General features: G+C 65.0%; 8 protein-coding genes and 5 tRNA genes. 5 read left to right on the forward strand and 8 right to left on the reverse strand.

What is annotated here, in order from left to right:
* Positions 1 to 210: 210 nt before the first annotated feature.
* Together EO170_RS12920 and EO170_RS12925 are read right to left on the reverse strand one after the other, a co-directional pair.
* Complete coding sequence (locus tag EO170_RS12920) at positions 211 to 3,981, reverse strand: PAS domain S-box protein (RefSeq protein WP_126945563.1); 3,771 nt, start codon at positions 3,979 to 3,981, stop codon at positions 211 to 213.
* Positions 3,982 to 4,171: 190 nt separating this feature from the next.
* Positions 4,172 to 4,552 carry a response regulator gene (locus EO170_RS12925; RefSeq protein WP_104582548.1) on the reverse strand — a complete coding sequence of 127 codons (381 nt, stop codon included), beginning with the start codon at positions 4,550 to 4,552 and terminating at the stop codon, positions 4,172 to 4,174.
* A gap of 139 nt (positions 4,553 to 4,691) precedes the next feature.
* Between EO170_RS12925 and EO170_RS12930 the strand changes: the two genes are divergently transcribed.
* A tRNA-Leu gene (locus EO170_RS12930) sits at positions 4,692 to 4,778 on the forward strand.
* Positions 4,779 to 5,111: 333 nt separating this feature from the next.
* A complete protein-coding gene (locus EO170_RS12935; protein ID WP_104582549.1) occupies positions 5,112 to 5,288 on the forward strand; it encodes a hypothetical protein in 177 nt (58 codons plus the stop codon).
* A gap of 212 nt (positions 5,289 to 5,500) precedes the next feature.
* Here the strand turns inward: EO170_RS12935 and EO170_RS12940 are convergent.
* From EO170_RS12940 to EO170_RS12970, 6 genes are all read right to left on the reverse strand, one after another.
* Positions 5,501 to 5,576: transfer RNA gene (locus EO170_RS12940), tRNA-Glu, on the reverse strand.
* Positions 5,577 to 5,625: 49 nt separating this feature from the next.
* Positions 5,626 to 5,701 (reverse strand) — tRNA-Ala (locus EO170_RS12945).
* A 500-nt stretch (positions 5,702 to 6,201) separates the two neighbouring features.
* Positions 6,202 to 6,277 (reverse strand) — tRNA-Glu (locus EO170_RS12955).
* Positions 6,278 to 6,323: 46 nt separating this feature from the next.
* Positions 6,324 to 6,399: transfer RNA gene (locus EO170_RS12960), tRNA-Ala, on the reverse strand.
* A gap of 105 nt (positions 6,400 to 6,504) precedes the next feature.
* The gene (locus tag EO170_RS12965; protein ID WP_164740057.1) at positions 6,505 to 6,966 is read right to left on the reverse strand and encodes a cytochrome c; all 462 of its coding nucleotides are present in this window, start codon (positions 6,964 to 6,966) and stop codon (positions 6,505 to 6,507) included.
* Positions 6,967 to 6,974: 8 nt separating this feature from the next.
* A complete protein-coding gene (locus tag EO170_RS12970) occupies positions 6,975 to 7,367 on the reverse strand; it encodes a cytochrome c (RefSeq protein WP_115676948.1) in 393 nt (130 codons plus the stop codon).
* 204 nt (positions 7,368 to 7,571) lie between these two features.
* On the opposite strand from EO170_RS12970, the gene EO170_RS12975 reads away from it, so the two are divergent.
* From EO170_RS12975 to EO170_RS12985, 3 genes are read left to right on the forward strand one after another with little or no spacing between them, the layout of a single operon-like run.
* The gene (locus EO170_RS12975) at positions 7,572 to 8,705 is read left to right on the forward strand and encodes an efflux RND transporter periplasmic adaptor subunit (protein ID WP_164739042.1); all 1,134 of its coding nucleotides are present in this window, start codon (positions 7,572 to 7,574) and stop codon (positions 8,703 to 8,705) included.
* Positions 8,702 to 12,211, forward strand: a complete 3,510-nt coding sequence (locus EO170_RS12980; RefSeq protein ID WP_126945569.1) for an efflux RND transporter permease subunit — start codon at positions 8,702 to 8,704, stop codon at positions 12,209 to 12,211. The genes EO170_RS12975 and EO170_RS12980 overlap by 4 nt, the downstream gene beginning before the upstream one ends.
* A complete protein-coding gene (locus EO170_RS12985; protein WP_126945572.1) occupies positions 12,208 to 15,294 on the forward strand; it encodes an efflux RND transporter permease subunit in 3,087 nt (1,028 codons plus the stop codon). Before EO170_RS12980 ends, EO170_RS12985 begins: the two co-directional genes overlap by 4 nt.
* Positions 15,295 to 15,443: the final 149 nt, after the last annotated feature.

Genomic DNA, 15,443 nt, shown 5'->3' on the forward strand with positions numbered 1-15,443 from the left:
ACAAAACACATCGACCATCCCGACAGGTCCTTGCCCGCCCACCCCCGCAGGACACGCCGCAAGGACGTCCTTGTAGGCTCTTACGCGGCATCCATGCCGCGTGAGGTCTCGCGACGGCGGGCGGGCAAGGACCTGTCGGGATGGTCGATGTGTTTTGTTGCAAACAGCGCTGGTTGACCACGCTGTTTTATTAGCCGTTTCCAGGCGAACTCACGCCTCGCTGCGTACCGCGCGCGTCGGCAAGATCAGGCGTTCGATCAGGTCGACCAGGCCGGGCGGCTCCACCGGCTTGCCCATATGCGCATCGAATCCGGCCACTACGGCGCGGTCGCGGTCTTCTTCGCGCACATAGGCGGTGAGGGCGATCGCGGGGATATGCCGTGGCAGGTCGGTGCGACCGGAGCGCACCGTGCGGATCAGGTCGTAGCCGTCGCGCATCGGCATGGCGATATCGCTGACCAGCACGTCGAAGGGTGCCTCTGCCAGGCATTGTTCGGCTGCCTCCACCGAGCCGGCCGCCTGCACCTGCGCGCCGGCCAGCATCAGGAACTGCACAACTGCCTCGCGCGAATCCTGGTCGTCGTCGACCAGCAACAGGCGCACGCCATCCAGGCGCCCGAGGCAGTCGCTCGGCAACGGGCCGACCTGCAGCGACCCGGACGCCGCCGGCCGCAGATCGCTGACGCCGTGCTGGAACGGCAACACGATGGTGAAGGTCGCCCCCTTGCCTTCGCCTGCACTGGATGCCCCCAGGCTGCCGCCGTGCAGATCGACCAACTGACGCGAGATCGACAAGCCCAGCCCCAGCCCACCGACGCGGCGCGTGGTACCGGCATCGGCCTGCCGAAAACGGTCGAACACGTGCGGCAGGAAGTCGGCTGCAATCCCGATGCCGGTGTCCTGCACGCATAGCCGCAGCCGCTCGTCCTCGATGTCCAGCGCCACCCGCACCGTGCCACCGGGCGAGGTGAACTTGAGTGCGTTGCTGAGCAGATTGGTCAGCACCTGCTGCAGGCGCCCGGCATCGCCGAAGAACCACAGTTCGCCTGCATCGGGCGCATCCAGTTCCAGCGCGATGTCACGCGCCAGTGCGGACGGCTGCATCAGTTCCACCGTGCTGCGCATCAGTCCTGCGATATCGAAGTGCTCTGCCTGCAGGCGGATCTTGCCCGACAGGATCGCGCTCATGTCGAGCAGGTCGTCGATGATCTGCGTCTGTGCACGCGCACTGCGCTCGATGATGATCAGGCCTTTGCCCACATTGGCCGGATCGAACACCTCCGACTGCATCAACCGCGACCAGCCGAGGATGGCATTGAGCGGCGTGCGCAATTCGTGGCTGAGCGTGGCCAGAAACTCGTCCTTGACCCGGCTGGCATGCTCGGCCTGGCTGCGTGCGGCGGTCTCGGCTTGCAGCGATTGGTTGAGCTTGGCGTCCACGCGCGTGCGCTCGATGACGATGCCGGCCAGATGCGATGCAGAGCGCGCCATTGCCTGTTCGCGCAGCGAGGGCAGGTGGGCGCGATCGTAGTAGATGTTGAGCGTGCCCAGCACCTGACCGTTGCTGTCCAGGATGGGCGTCACGCAGCAGGCGACGATGCCCAGTGCCGACGACACCGCATGATGGTCGCTGAAGCTGGGGTCGGCCTGGATGTCCTCGCAGATCACCTGCTGCCCGAGGTAGGCAGAGCGCGCGCAAGGCGGCCCGTTCAGCCCGATCGGCGAGGCTTCGAAATGCCCGCGGTACTCGATCGGAAAATGCGGCGCCGAGCCGAAGCTCAGCGTTTTTCGTACCTCGTCGAGCACCATCACCGCGCAATACAAGGTCGTCTCGCCACGCGCTTCCACGCTCGATGCGATGGCATCCAGCACCACCGGCAGCGGTGCGCCGGTGGTGATCAGGCTCAGGATGGCGCGGTCGGAGGCGGTGGCATCTTCGATGTGCTTGCGTTCGGAGATATCGGTCAGCGAACCGATGTGGCCGAGAAAACGTCCATCGCTGGCGAAGTGCGGCGATGCGGTATCGATGCACCAGCGATACTGCCCATCGTGACGACGCACCCGGTACTCGGCCAGGAACTCGCCACGTTGCGCCAATGCCTGCCCGAACGCATGGCGTACGCGCTCGGCATCGTCGGGATGCATCACATCCCACCAGCCCTGATTCATCGCCTGGTCTTCGGCCTGCCCGGTGAAGTGGTACCAGCGTGGATTCCAGTACACGCAGTCACCCTGCGCGTCGGCCATCCAGATCATTGCCGGCACCGTCTCGCACAAGGCGCGGAAGCGCACTTCGCTTTCGCGCAGCTGTTGTTCGAACGCACGACGGTCATGGATGTCGGTGTAGGTGCCGATCCACTCGCCGATGCTGCCGTCGTCGCCGCGCACGGGCAGGGCGCGCGCCAGGTGCCAGCGCCTCTGGCCATCGTGGCGTTGCAGTTCGCACTCCATTTCATAGGCGCGCTCGCCATCGACTGCCAGCGCCCAGGCCTGCGAAGACACCCGCAGGCCATCGGCGGTATGCGCCCGATGCCATGCGGCGGTCTGGTTGTCTGAAGGATCCAGTCCGGTGTATTCGTACCAGCGCCGATTGAAGTAATGCGGCTGACCCTCCCGGTCGGCGATGAAGATGATCTGCGGCAGCGTGTCGGCCAGTCGGCGCAGCCGCGCTTCGTTGGCGGCCAGTTGCTGCTGTGCCTTGGCGCGTTGCATGGACTCCCAGCAGCGTGCAGCGACCAGGCGGACCAGTTCGATCTCGGTGGACAACCATCGCCGCGGTGCGCGCTGATGCACGCCGATGGCCGCGACCAGGCGGCCGTGTTTGTGCAGCGGAATCGCCAGTGATGCGCGCAGGCCGGAGCGGCGGTACTGCTGGGACACATAGTCCGGTGCACCGGGCGCCATCGCATCGGTGGTGAACCAGGGGCGGTTTTCCAGCAACGCGTCGCGCAAGCCCTGTGCCACTTCCAGCGGAAAATCGCCCTGCAGGCTCGGCATGTCCTGCACATGGTCGCTGATCACGTGCATGGTCCTGCCGTCGGCCGCCGCCAGGCCAAACGCGCAGCGATTGACCTGCAGATGTTCGCCCAGCAATCGCACACTGGTATCGATGATCTGGCGCGGATCGGAGACGTTCTGCAGCGCGTCTTCGAGCATCAGCAAGAAGCTGTCGCGACTGGCCACGTTGCGTTGCTCGGTGACATCGAATCCGTGCACCAGGATCGCGTCGATGCGGCCATCGCGCTCGCGCATGGGCTGATACAGGAAATCCACGAAGGTCTGATCCAGCACGCTGCCGGGCCTGCGCTGCAGATAGGCCGCCATCGATTCGCCGATGAAAGGACGGCCGCTGCGTCGCACCTCATCGAGCAGCTCGACATAGCCCTGGTCGGCGAGTTCCGGCATCGCCTCGAGTAATGGTTGGCCAAGCAACGGACGGTGGCCGACCAGGTCGTGGAAGCGTTGATTTGCGCTCTCGACGATATAACCGGGGCCACGCAGCACCGCCATGAAGGCCGGCGACTGATCGAGCGCGGTGGACACCGCTGCAGGCTCGGCCTCGCTACGGGTCTGTGTCGCAGCAGGGGCGAGTGTGCCGGCGACATACAACATGCCCAGACGTTCGCCGGCCTGCAGGATCGGGCTGCACGACCACGCCGACAGCGGCAATGCTGCATGCGGATGCGCACCGTGGTGGTCGGCTTCAGCGGTGTCTGCAAGTTCCGCCAATGGCTGGCCGAATGCTGCCGGGTGGCGCGCGCCCAGCAGCGCGATGCAGGCATCGTTGTAGATGCAGCGCGACTGGTCGCCCCAGACCAGCAGCATCGGAACCTGCGCGTGCAGGCACACCGAGAGGGTCGTCCGCAGCGCCTGGCTGTCGCGCAGCAGCGGATCGGCGGCGCATGCGGACGACGACAATAATCCGGCGATCTCGCACGTTTCCGGCAGCAGACCGGCAAACGGCGACACGACGCTATCCATTGGGTGACCTGCCCATCATCATGCCTGGATGCACGATTCTAGTGGCAAGCGGGCTGTAGGCGAGGGGTTTGCGACAACCGGCACGGCAGCGCTAACGGCCTGCATTAAGCGCAGCAGCGCGATTGGTTACCGAAGAGTACCAACTATCGACCGCGCCACGTGCTGGCGACACACCGGTAAGCGGTTGCGCTCAGCTGGCGGCACCGCTCAGCTGCCGTGCCCTGGACAGCGCGCTGATCAGCTCTTCGGACAAGTAAGGCTTGGTCAGGATCACGCCGCGTTCGAAGCCGCCGGGGATGGTGCCACTGGCAACACCGGTGGCCAGCACGAACGGAATCCCCAGTTCCGACAACAGTCGGGCGACCGGCTCGCTGGTCTCGCCGTTGCCAAGACGGTAATCGAGCACCGCGATTTCTGGCGCATCGGCCTTGATCAGCGTCAGCGCCTGTGCAACCTCTCCGACCGGACCCAGCACGACGGCACCGGCCTGGACGAGCTGCAGGTCGAGCAGCATGGCATTCATCTGGTCGTTCTCGACCACCAGCACCCGAACTCCACGCAACACCGACATTGCTTACTCCTTCACCTAAGTCGGCCAGTATATCGACACTGCTTCGCCGCGGCGCTGATGACTCCGCTTGCACCTGAATTCGTCAGGCGCGTTCTGACACTGTTCGTTTCATGCACAACTCGCTATACTGCGCGGCCACGCCGAAGTGGCGGAATCGGTAGACGCAGCGGACTCAAAATCCGCCGCCCTTAAAAGCGTGTGGGTTCGAGTCCCACCTTCGGCACCAGGATATAGCGGTACAAGCAGAGCCCTTCTGGCGACAGTCAGAGGGGCTTTTCTTTTTGGCGCTCGACAGCCCTGCCGGAGCAGGCTGGTGATTGCATCGCCGCGCTTGCGCAGTGCCGTCAGGCGTGGAGCGAGGAGGTGTCGATGGTGTGCGCCAGGCGGCGCAGCGTCGTGCCGTGCTTGCATGGCAGCGTGTTCGCTGGCCCGCATCGCTGCCGCGTAGTTGCTGAAGAATGCGGTCGAGATGAGACAGCGCTGCCACCTTGCGCCTGCAGGCACGTAACCATCACGCGCGGTGCGTACCTTGGACAGCTCTTTCAAGCAGGTGGCTTCCATGGATTTTGATTCTTCGCAGCAGCTGCGCATTTTGCGCGACATCCACGACACCAAGCCGGTGACCGACGAAGAGGCCAACTGGGCGGTGCGCGCCGGCTATGCGACACAGGCCGAAGACGGCGATATCGATCTCACCCACGAAGGCCGCAAGGCGCTGGATGTCGGCCAGACCTGATCTGGCGTGGTGCGGACGTTGGTCGATGCGCAAGCCGGTTGGTGCGTCATCGAGTGCACACGTTCCACAGTCGATCGGCGGTGCGTGCGTGTGGATGTAGCGACACGATGCGCCGGCGTTGTGTCGCTACCGATCGGATGCGGTGAAGCAGGGGGCTGCTGAGCAGTATCAGGCAAAAAAAAGCCCCGGCAATGCCGAGGCTTTCTGATGATTGGCGTCCCCACGGGGATTCGAACCCCGGTGTCCACCGTGAAAGGGTGGTGTCCTAGGCCTCTAGACGATGGGGACGCGTATCAAAACCTGGTTGTAGATTCCAGACGGCCTATGTCGGGAATATTGGTGGAGCCAGGCGGGATCGAACCGCCGACCTCCTGCATGCCATGCAGGCGCTCTCCCAGCTGAGCTATGGCCCCACGATGCTGCGAGCCGGCAATCATAGCGACATCGATGACGCTTGGGAAGTGGTGCGTGCAAAAAAAGATGTGCTGAGCGATTTGCCGGTGGCCGGGATCAGCATGGCGTGTGCAGACGCAAGTATGCGATGCGTTCAAGCACCGCCGATTGATCGGGCTGGATGTCGCTGTGCGGGGATTGTCTGATCGGGTAGAGCGCAACGATGCAGTGGCCGTGGTTATCCGCAGGCTCGGCATGTGCGACAGTCCTTGCGCAAGTGATCGACCCGCGTTGCAAGGGGTGCGTGTTCGCGGTCATCGGCATGCGTGCAGTTGCGCTGCAGCCGACGGCGGATCAGCAAAGGGGCCGCTTGCACTGCGGCAACACGCTGCCGCTGCATCTTCGATATCCGCATGACGACATGCCGCACCAGGTGGGCTGCGTGCAAATCCACGACACACGAGCGATGCCGAAAAGCACGCAAAAAAAAGCCCCGGCGATGCCGAGGCTTTCTGATGATTGGCGTCCCCACGGGGATTCGAACCCCGGTGTCCACCGTGAAAGGGTGGTGTCCTAGGCCTCTAGACGATGGGGACGCATATCAAAACCTGAGTTTGTCTACCTGGCGGCCTAAGCCAGGATTGGTGGAGCCAGGCGGGATCGAACCGCCGACCTCCTGCATGCCATGCAGGCGCTCTCCCAGCTGAGCTATGGCCCCACGAAACTGAGAACGAAATGATAGCGGCCTGTTAATGTTCGCGCAAGTGCTTTTTCATCTCGAATGAGACGCAACGTGCGCGGTGGCACCCGACGCGTCTGCAACTCAGTTGACGCCGTGCAGATCGCGCAGCTGCGTCTGCCGCGCACCAAAGTAGGCAGCCAGATCGGCAATGTCCTGATCGCTCAGCGCGGTGGCCTGTGCGGTCATCAGCGGGTGCTGGCGATCGCCGCTGCGGTAGGCCTGCAAGGCGTGCGCAAGGTAGTCGCCGTACTGGCCGCCGAGCTTGGGATAGCTGGGGTCGATGGGAACATTGCCGTCGGCGCCATGGCAATCGATGCAGCTCTGGCCGGTGGCCTTGCCCTTCGCATGCGCCAGCTTGTCGCCGGCCTCGGCGCGCCCGGTCGGCAGCCCGGCGGACGAACCGGAGCCATGTTCGCCGCTGGCGTGGCCGGCATCGCCGGCGGAATGATCGGTGGACTCCACCTGGGATTGGGAGCAGGCCGCCACCATCAGGGCAGCGACCAGGACGATGGCTAGACGCGGAGCGTGCAGGGCGTTCGGCATGTGGGCGCTTATTTGAGGGTGGACAGGTAGGCGGAGATATCGGCGATGTCCTGCTCGGAAAAGCTCTGCGCCTGCGCTTGCATGGTGGGATGCTTGCGTTTGCCCTGGCGGTACTCGGTCAGCGCCTGGGTCAGATACTGACTGGACTGGCCGCCGATCTTGGGCACGCGATAACTCGGATAGGCGTTCTTGTACCCGGTGACGCCGTGGCACCCCTGACAGGTATAGGCCAGCAAGCGGCCGTTGGACGGGTTGCCGGTGGGCGCTGCGGGGGTGGCCGCCGCCGCAGTGGGCGCAGGCGTGGCGGGTGCGGCTGGCGGGACTGATGGTGTCGCTGATGCGCCCCCAAACGGCAGGAAGACGACCAGAGCGAGACAAGCGGCGAGCGGCTGCGGGCGCATGGTTTCGTATCCGGAAGACTGATTGAACGTCCGCACGTGGGGGCATGACGGAACCGGTCCGAGTATGCCTGCGATTTGGCCCCGCGCAAACGGGGTGAATAGGCGAACTTGAACAGACCATGACCTTTGGCGCATTGGCGACATCATCGTTCGGGTGGTCTACTTGCCTACAACACCTGTTCACGCATCCACTAGGACACGACGATGTCGCCACGCTCTTTCTTGCCCGGCCGCAGCGGAACCTGCGCCGCCGCATTGTTGATCACCACGAGCCTGTTGTTGGGCGGTTGCAAGGCCGGAGATGGCGCGGCCAAGGCGGCTGAGGAAAAGAAGAGCGTCGACGCGGTGCCGGTGGAAATTGCCAAGGCCGCACGCCGTGCGGTGGCGGCCAGCTATACCGGCACCGCCGCACTGGAGCCGCGTGCCGAAGCACAGGTGGTGGCAAAGACCTCCGGCGTGGCGCTGGCGGTGATGGTGGAAGAGGGGCAGAAGGTGTCCGCGGGCCAGGCGCTGGTCCGCCTGGATCCGGACCGCGCGCATCTGGCGGTGGCGCAAAGCGAGGCGCAGCTGCGCAAGCTGGAGAACAGCTACCGCCGCGCCACCCAGTTGGTGGGGCAGCAACTGGTCAGTGCCGCCGATGTCGACCAGCTCAAGTTCGATGTCGAAAACAGCCGCGCGCAGCACCGCCTGGCATCGCTGGAACTTTCCTACACCACGGTGCAGGCGCCGATTTCCGGGGTGATCGCCTCGCGCTCGATCAAGACCGGCAACTTCGTGCAGATCAATACGCCGATCTTCCGCATCGTCGACGACTCGCAGCTGGAGGCCACGCTCAACGTGCCCGAGCGCGAACTGGCCACGCTCAAATCCGGCCAGCCGGTGACCTTGCTGGCCGATGCCTTGCCCGGCCAGCAGTTCATCGGCAAGGTCGATCGCATTGCGCCGGTGGTGGATTCGGGCAGCGGCACCTTCCGGGTGATCTGTGCGTTTGGCCAGGGCGCCGAAGCGCTGCAGCCGGGCATGTTCGGGCGCATCCGCATCGACTACGACCAGCGCAAGGATGCATTGGTGATTCCGCGCCTGGCATTGCTGGACGATGGCGAGCCGGCGGTATTTGTGGTGCGCAACGGCAAGGCCAGCCGGGTGCCGGTGAAACTCGGCTATGCCGAAGGCCCATGGCTGGAAGTGCGGCAAGGCCTGAAGGAAGGCGATCAGGTGGTGACCGCCGGCAAGGTGGCGCTGCGCGATGGCACTGCGGTGCAGGTGATCGGCCAGCCCGATCGCAAGCCGGTTGCGGCTGCGGCGCCGGCAACCGGCAGCGACGGGAAGCGCTCATGAGCGATTACGGCAACCTGCACGGACCCGTGCACGACCCGCATGCGTCCTTGTCCGGCGGTGGCGGTCTGGTGGCCTTCGCCACGCGGCGGCGGGTGACCATCGCGATGATCACCGTGACCATGCTGCTGTTCGGGCTGATCGCTTTGCGCAGCCTCAAGGTCAATCTGCTGCCGGATCTGAGCTATCCCACGCTGACCGTGCGCACCGAATACACCGGCGCGGCGCCGGCGGAAATCGAAACGCTGGTGACCGAGCCGGTGGAAGAAGCGGTCGGCGTGGTCAAGAACCTGCGCAAGCTCAAGTCGATCTCGCGCACCGGGCAGAGCGATGTGGTGCTGGAATTCGCCTGGGGCACCAACATGGACCAGGCCAGCCTGGAGGTGCGCGACAAGATGGAAGCCTTGTCGCTGCCGCTGGAAACCAAGCCGCCGGTGTTGCTGCGCTTCAATCCATCGACCGAGCCGATCATGCGGCTGGCGTTGTCGCCGAAGCAGGCACCGTCCTCCGACAGTGATGCGATCCGCCAGCTCACCGGCTTGCGTCGCTATGCCGACGAGGATCTGAGAAAGAAGCTCGAACCGGTGGCCGGTGTGGCCGCGGTCAAGGTCGGCGGCGGGCTGGAGGACGAGATCCAGGTCGATATCGATCAGCAGAAGCTGGCCCAGCTCAACCTGCCGATCGACAACGTGATCACCCGGCTCAAGGAGGAGAACGTCAACATCTCCGGCGGCCGGCTGGAAGAAGGCTCGCAGCGGTACCTGGTGCGCACGGTCAACCAGTTCGTGGATCTGGACGAGATCCGCAACATGCTGGTGACCACGCAGAGCAGCAGCGGCAGCGCCGCGGAAGCGGCGATGCAGCAGATGTATGCGATCGCCGCGTCCACCGGCTCGCAGGCGGCGCTGGCGGCGGCGGCCGAGGTGCAGAGCACGTCCTCGTCGTCGACCAGCAGCATTGCCGGCGGCATGCCGGTGCGATTGAAGGATGTGGCCGAGGTGCGCCAGGGCTACAAGGAGCGCGAGGCGATCATCCGCCTGGGCGGCAAGGAAGCGGTGGAGCTGGCGATCTACAAGGAAGGCGACGCCAACACCGTGTCCACCGCCGCAGCGCTGCGCAAGCGGCTGGAGCAGTTGAAGGCGACCGTGCCCGGCGATGTCGAAATCACCACCATCGAGGACCAGTCGCACTTCATCGAGCACGCGATCAGCGACGTCAAGAAGGATGCGGTGATCGGCGGGGTGCTGGCGATCCTGATCATCTTCCTGTTCCTGCGCGATGGCTGGAGCACCTTCGTGATCAGCCTGTCGCTGCCGGTGTCGATCATCACCACGTTCTTCTTCATGGGCCAGCTGGGCCTGAGCCTCAACGTGATGTCGCTGGGCGGTCTGGCGCTGGCCACCGGCCTGGTGGTGGACGATTCGATCGTGGTGCTGGAAAGCATCGCCAAGGCGCGCGAGCGCGGCCTGAGCGTGCTGGATGCCGCAATCGCCGGCACCCGTGAAGTGAGCATGGCGGTGATGGCGTCCACGCTGACCACGATCGCGGTGTTCCTGCCGCTGGTGTTCGTCGAAGGCATCGCCGGGCAGCTGTTCCGCGACCAGGCGATGACCGTGGCGATCGCGATCGCGATCTCGCTGGTGGTGTCGATGACGCTGATCCCGATGCTGAGTTCGCTCAAGGGCGCGCCACCGATGGCGTTCCCGGACGAGCCGAGCCACCCGCAGTGGCAGCCGCAGCAGCGCTGGCTCAAGCCGGTGGCCGCCGGCCGGCGCGGAGCCGGGGCGAGCGTGCGCTACGCGTTCTTCGCTGTGGCGTGGGCGGTGGTCCGGCTGTGGCGCGGCATCGCGCGGGTGGTGTCGCCGGTGATGCGCAAGGCCAGCGATCTGGCGATGGCGCCGTATGGCCGCGCCGAGCGTGGCTATCTGGCGATGCTGCCGGCGGCGTTACGGCGGCCCGGGTTGGTGCTGGGACTGGCGGCGGCCGCGTTTGTCGGCACCGTGTTGCTGGTGCCGATGCTGGGGGCGGACCTGATTCCGCAGCTGGCGCAGGACCGCTTCGAAATGACCGTGAAGCTGCCTTCCGGTACGCCGTTGGCGCAGACCGACGCGCTGGTGCGCGAGTTGCAGCTGGCGCACGACAAGGACCCGGGCATCGCCTCGTTGTATGGCGTCAGCGGCAGCGGCACGCGGCTGGACGCCAATCCCACCGAAAGCGGCGAGAACATCGGCAAGCTCACCGTGGTGATGGCCGGTGGCGGCAGCCCGGCAGTGGAAGCGGCTGCCACCACGCGGCTGCGCAACAGCATGGCCGGGCACCCGGGGGCGCAGGTGGATTTTGCACGGCCGGCGTTGTTCAGTTTTTCCACGCCGCTGGAAGTGGAGCTGCGTGGGCAGGACCTGGGCGAGCTGGAACGTGCCGGGCAGAAGCTGGCGGCGATGCTGCGGGCCAATGGCCACTATGCCGACGTCAAGTCGACGGTGGAGGAGGGCTTCCCGGAAATCCAGATCCGTTTCGACCAGGAGCGCGCGGGTGCGTTGGGCTTGACCACGCGCCAGATCGCCGATGTCATCGTCAAGAAGGTGCGCGGGGACGTGGCCACGCGTTACAGCTTTCGCGATCGCAAGATCGACGTGCTGGTGCGCGCGCAGCACAGCGACCGCGCCAGCGTGGACGCGATCCGGCAGCTGATCGTCAACCCCGGCAGTAGTCGGCCGGTGCGTCTGGCGGCGGTGGCCGAGGTGGTGGCGACGACCGGGCCGAGCGAGATCCATCGCGCCGACCAGACCCGCGTGGCGATCGTGTCGGCCAGCCTGCATGACATGGACCTGGGCGGTGCGGTGCGCGAGGTCGAGTCGATGGTGCGCAACGATCCGCTGGCCGCCGGCGTGGGCATGCATATCGGCGGGCAGGGCGAGGAGCTGGCGCAATCGGTGAAGTCGCTGCTGTTCGCGTTCGGCCTGGCGATCTTCCTGGTCTACCTGGTGATGGCCTCGCAGTTCGAATCGCTGCTGCATCCGTTCGTCATCCTGTTCACCATCCCGCTGGCGATGGTCGGCGCGGTGCTGGCCTTGCTGATGACCGGCAAGCCGGTGTCGGTGGTGGTGTTCATCGGCTTGATCCTGCTGGTGGGGCTGGTGACCAAGAACGCGATCATCCTGATCGACAAGGTCAACCAGTTGCGCGAGGACGGCGTGCCCAAGCGCGAGGCCTTGATCGAAGGCGCGCGTTCGCGCTTGCGGCCGATCGTGATGACCACGCTGTGCACCTTGTTCGGTTTCCTGCCGCTGGCGGTGGCAATGGGTGAGGGTGCCGAGGTGCGCGCGCCGATGGCGATCACCGTGATCGGCGGGTTGCTGGTGTCCACGCTGCTGACCCTGCTGGTGATCCCGGTGGTGTACGACCTGCTGGATCGACGCGCCGATGCGTACTACCTGGAGCGTGGCCGACGCATGGCCGGGCAGCGTGCGCAGGCACCCGGGAACTCCGACGGGCTGGAGGCGCTATGAGCGTTGCCGCCTTCAGCATCCGTCGCCCGGTCACCACCATCATGTGCTTCGTCTCGCTGGTGGTGGTGGGGCTGATTGCCGCATTCCGGCTGCCACTGGAGGCGCTGCCGGACATTTCCGCACCGTTCCTGTTCGTGCAACTGCCGTACACCGGCTCCACCCCGGACGAGGTGGAACGCAACCTGGTGCGGCCGGCCGAAGAGGCGCTGGCGACGATGACCGGTATCAAGCGCATGCGCTCGACTGCCACCGCCGATGGCGCCAACATCTTCATCGAGTTCTCCGACTGGGATCGCGACATCGCCATCGCCGCATCGGATGCGCGCGAGCGGCTGGATGCCATCCGTGACGATTTTCCGGAAGATCTGCAGCGCTTCCACATCTACAAATGGTCCAGCAGCGACGAACCGGTGCTCAAGGTGCGCCTGGCCAGCCAGACCGACCTGACCGGCGCGTACGACATGCTCGACCGCGAATTCAAGCGGCGCATCGAACGGATTCCCGGCGTGGCCAAGGTGGAGATCTCCGGCGCCCCGCCGAACGAGGTGGAGATCGCGATCGCGCCAGACCGGCTCACTGCGCACGACCTGAGCCTCAATGAGTTGAGCGAGCGCCTGGGCAAGCTCAACTTCTCGGTGTCCGCCGGCCAGATCGATGACAACGGCCAGCGCATTCGGGTCCAGCCGATCGGCGAATTGCGCGACCTGCAGGAGTTGCGCGAGCTGGTGCTCAACGCAAAAGGGCTGCGTCTTGGCGATATTGCGCAGGTGCGGCTGAAGCCGACGCGGATGAATTACGGACGCCGCCTGGATGGACGGCCGGCGATCGGGCTGGATATCTACAAGGAGCGCAGCGCCAACCTGGTGGATGTGTCCAGGGCGGCGTTGAAGGAGGTCGAAGACATTCGCGCCGAACCTGCGATGCGCGATGTGCAGATCAAGGTGATCGACAACCAGGGCAAGGCGGTGACCTCGTCGCTGGCGGAGCTGGCAGAAGCCGGCGCGGTGGGCTTGCTGTTGTCGATCACGGTGCTGTTCTTCTTCCTGCGCCACTGGCCATCGACACTGATGGTGACGCTGGCGATTCCGATCTGCTTTGCGATCACGCTGGGCTTCATGTATTTCGTCGGCGTCACGCTCAACATCCTGACCATGATGGGCCTGTTGCTGGCGGTCGGCATGTTGGTCGACAACGCGGTGGTGGTGGTGGAAAGCATCTACCAGGAGCGCGAGCGCATGCCCGGCCAGCCGCAGCTGGCGGCCTTGCTCGGCACGCGCAGTGTGGCGATCGCGCTCAGCGCCGGCACCTTGTGCCATTGCATCGTGTTCGTGCCGAACCTGTTCGGTGAGACCAACAACATCAGCATCTTCATGGCACAGATCGCGATCACCATTTCGGTGTCGCTGCTGGCTTCTTGGTTGGTGGCCATCAGCCTGATTCCGATGTTGTCGGCGCGCATGAAGACACCGCCGATGGTGAGCTCCGAGCGCGGCGTGATCGCACGGCTGCAGCGCCGTTATGCCAGGGTGCTGGCGTGGACGCTGGCGCATCGTGGCTGGAGCGTGGCCGGCATCGTGCTGGTCAGTGCGATCAGCCTGGTGCCGATGAAGTTGACCAAGGTCGACATGTTCGGCGGCGACGGCGGCAACGAGGCCTTCATCCAGTACCAGTGGAAAGGCTCGTACACGCATGAGCAGATGGGCGAGGAAGTCGGGCGGGTCGAGCACTACCTGCAGACCCATCGCGACAAGTACCACATCACCCAGATCTATTCGTGGTTCAGCGAGGCCGAAGGCAGCAGCACCACCGTGACCTTCGACGCGGGCAAGGTCAAGGACCTGCCACCGCTGCTGGAACAGATCCGCAAGGCATTGCCGCGCTCGGCACGTGCGGACTACAGCATCGGCAACCAGGGCGATGGCGGCAGCGGCAATCAAGGGGTGCAGGTGCAGCTGGTCGGTGACTCGACCCAGGCCCTGCAGGCCTTGGCCGACGAGGTGATCCCATTGCTGGCGCAGCGCAAGGAATTGCGCGATGTGCACGTGGATACCGGCGATCGCACCAGTGAGTTGGCGATCCGGGTGGACCGCGAGCGTGCGGCGGCCTTCGGCTTCAGTGCCGAGCAGGTGGCAAGCTTCGTGGGCCTGGCCTTGCGTGGCACGCCATTGCGCGAGTTCCGCCGCGGCGACAACGAGGTGCCGGTGTGGGTACGCTTTGCCGGCGCCGAACAGAGCAAGCCGGAAGACCTGGCCAGCTTCACGGTGCGCACCAAGGATGGCCGCAGCGTGCCGTTGCTCAGCCTGGTCGATGTGCAGATTCGCCCGGCCGCCACGCAGATCGGCCGTACCAATCGGCAGACCACGCTGACCATCAAGGCCAACCTGGCCAGCAAGGTCACCGTACCGGAAGCACGCGCGGCAATGGAAAAGCCGCTCAAGGCAATGAGCTTCCCGGCCGGTTACAGCTACACCTTCGACGGCGGCGATTACCAGGACGACGGCGAAGCGATGGGCCAGATGGTGTTCAACCTGGTGATCGCGCTGGTGATGATCTATGTGGTGATGGCGGCGGTGTTCGAGTCGCTGCTGTTTCCTGCGGCGATCATGAGCGGCGTGGTGTTTTCGATCTTCGGGGTGTTCTGGCTGTTCTGGATCACCGGCACTTCGTTCGGGATCATGTCCTTCATCGGCATCCTGGTGTTGATGGGCGTTGTGGTGAACAACGGCATCGTGATGATCGAGCACATCAACAACCTGCGTCGCCGCGGCATGGGCCGCACCCAGGCGCTGATCGAAGGCTCACGCGAGCGCCTGCGGCCGATCATGATGACGATGGGCACCGCCATCCTGGCGATGGTGCCGATCTCGCTGACCAGCACCACGATGTTCAGCGACGGCCCGCCGTACTTCCCTATGGCCCGCGCGATTGCCGGCGGGCTGGCATTTTCGACGGTGGTGAGCCTGCTGTTCCTGCCGACGATCTACGCGATTCTCGATGACATGAGCAATGGCGCAGCAGCGCTGGTACGACGTGCGCGCGGTGTGCCGAAGATGCTGCCGGCGAGCGTTGCGCTTGAGTCTTGAACGTTACGCGCTGCCTGAGCCCCTCTCCCGTCGGGAGAGGGGTTGGGGTGAGGTTACGGGTTCTCCGGGCACTGCCAATCAAGCGGCTGTCAGTCGCTGGCTTCGGTAAGGGCGGCAGCGCGTCCGGGGACTGGCTCCTCGGCTCGGTC

The sequence above is a fragment of the Xanthomonas sp. BRIP62409 genome (assembly GCF_003992965.1).
GTDB lineage: Bacteria > Pseudomonadota > Gammaproteobacteria > Xanthomonadales > Xanthomonadaceae > Xanthomonas > Xanthomonas euroxanthea.

What these genes read in the sequence shown, in the direction of transcription:
- EO170_RS12970 (WP_115676948.1), bottom strand. Translation starts at nt 7,367, where the DNA reads ATGCGCCCGCAGCCGCTCGCCGCTTGTCTCGCTCTGGTCGTCTTCCTG.
- EO170_RS12965 (WP_164740057.1), bottom strand. Translation starts at nt 6,966, where the DNA reads ATGCCGAACGCCCTGCACGCTCCGCGTCTAGCCATCGTCCTGGTCGCT.
- EO170_RS12980 (WP_126945569.1), top strand. Translation starts at nt 8,702, where the DNA reads ATGAGCGATTACGGCAACCTGCACGGACCCGTGCACGACCCGCATGCG.
- EO170_RS12920 (WP_126945563.1), bottom strand. Translation starts at nt 3,981, where the DNA reads ATGGATAGCGTCGTGTCGCCGTTTGCCGGTCTGCTGCCGGAAACGTGC.
- EO170_RS12935 (WP_104582549.1), top strand. Translation starts at nt 5,112, where the DNA reads ATGGATTTTGATTCTTCGCAGCAGCTGCGCATTTTGCGCGACATCCAC.
- EO170_RS12975 (WP_164739042.1), top strand. Translation starts at nt 7,572, where the DNA reads ATGTCGCCACGCTCTTTCTTGCCCGGCCGCAGCGGAACCTGCGCCGCC.
- EO170_RS12985 (WP_126945572.1), top strand. Translation starts at nt 12,208, where the DNA reads ATGAGCGTTGCCGCCTTCAGCATCCGTCGCCCGGTCACCACCATCATG.
- EO170_RS12925 (WP_104582548.1), bottom strand. Translation starts at nt 4,552, where the DNA reads ATGTCGGTGTTGCGTGGAGTTCGGGTGCTGGTGGTCGAGAACGACCAG.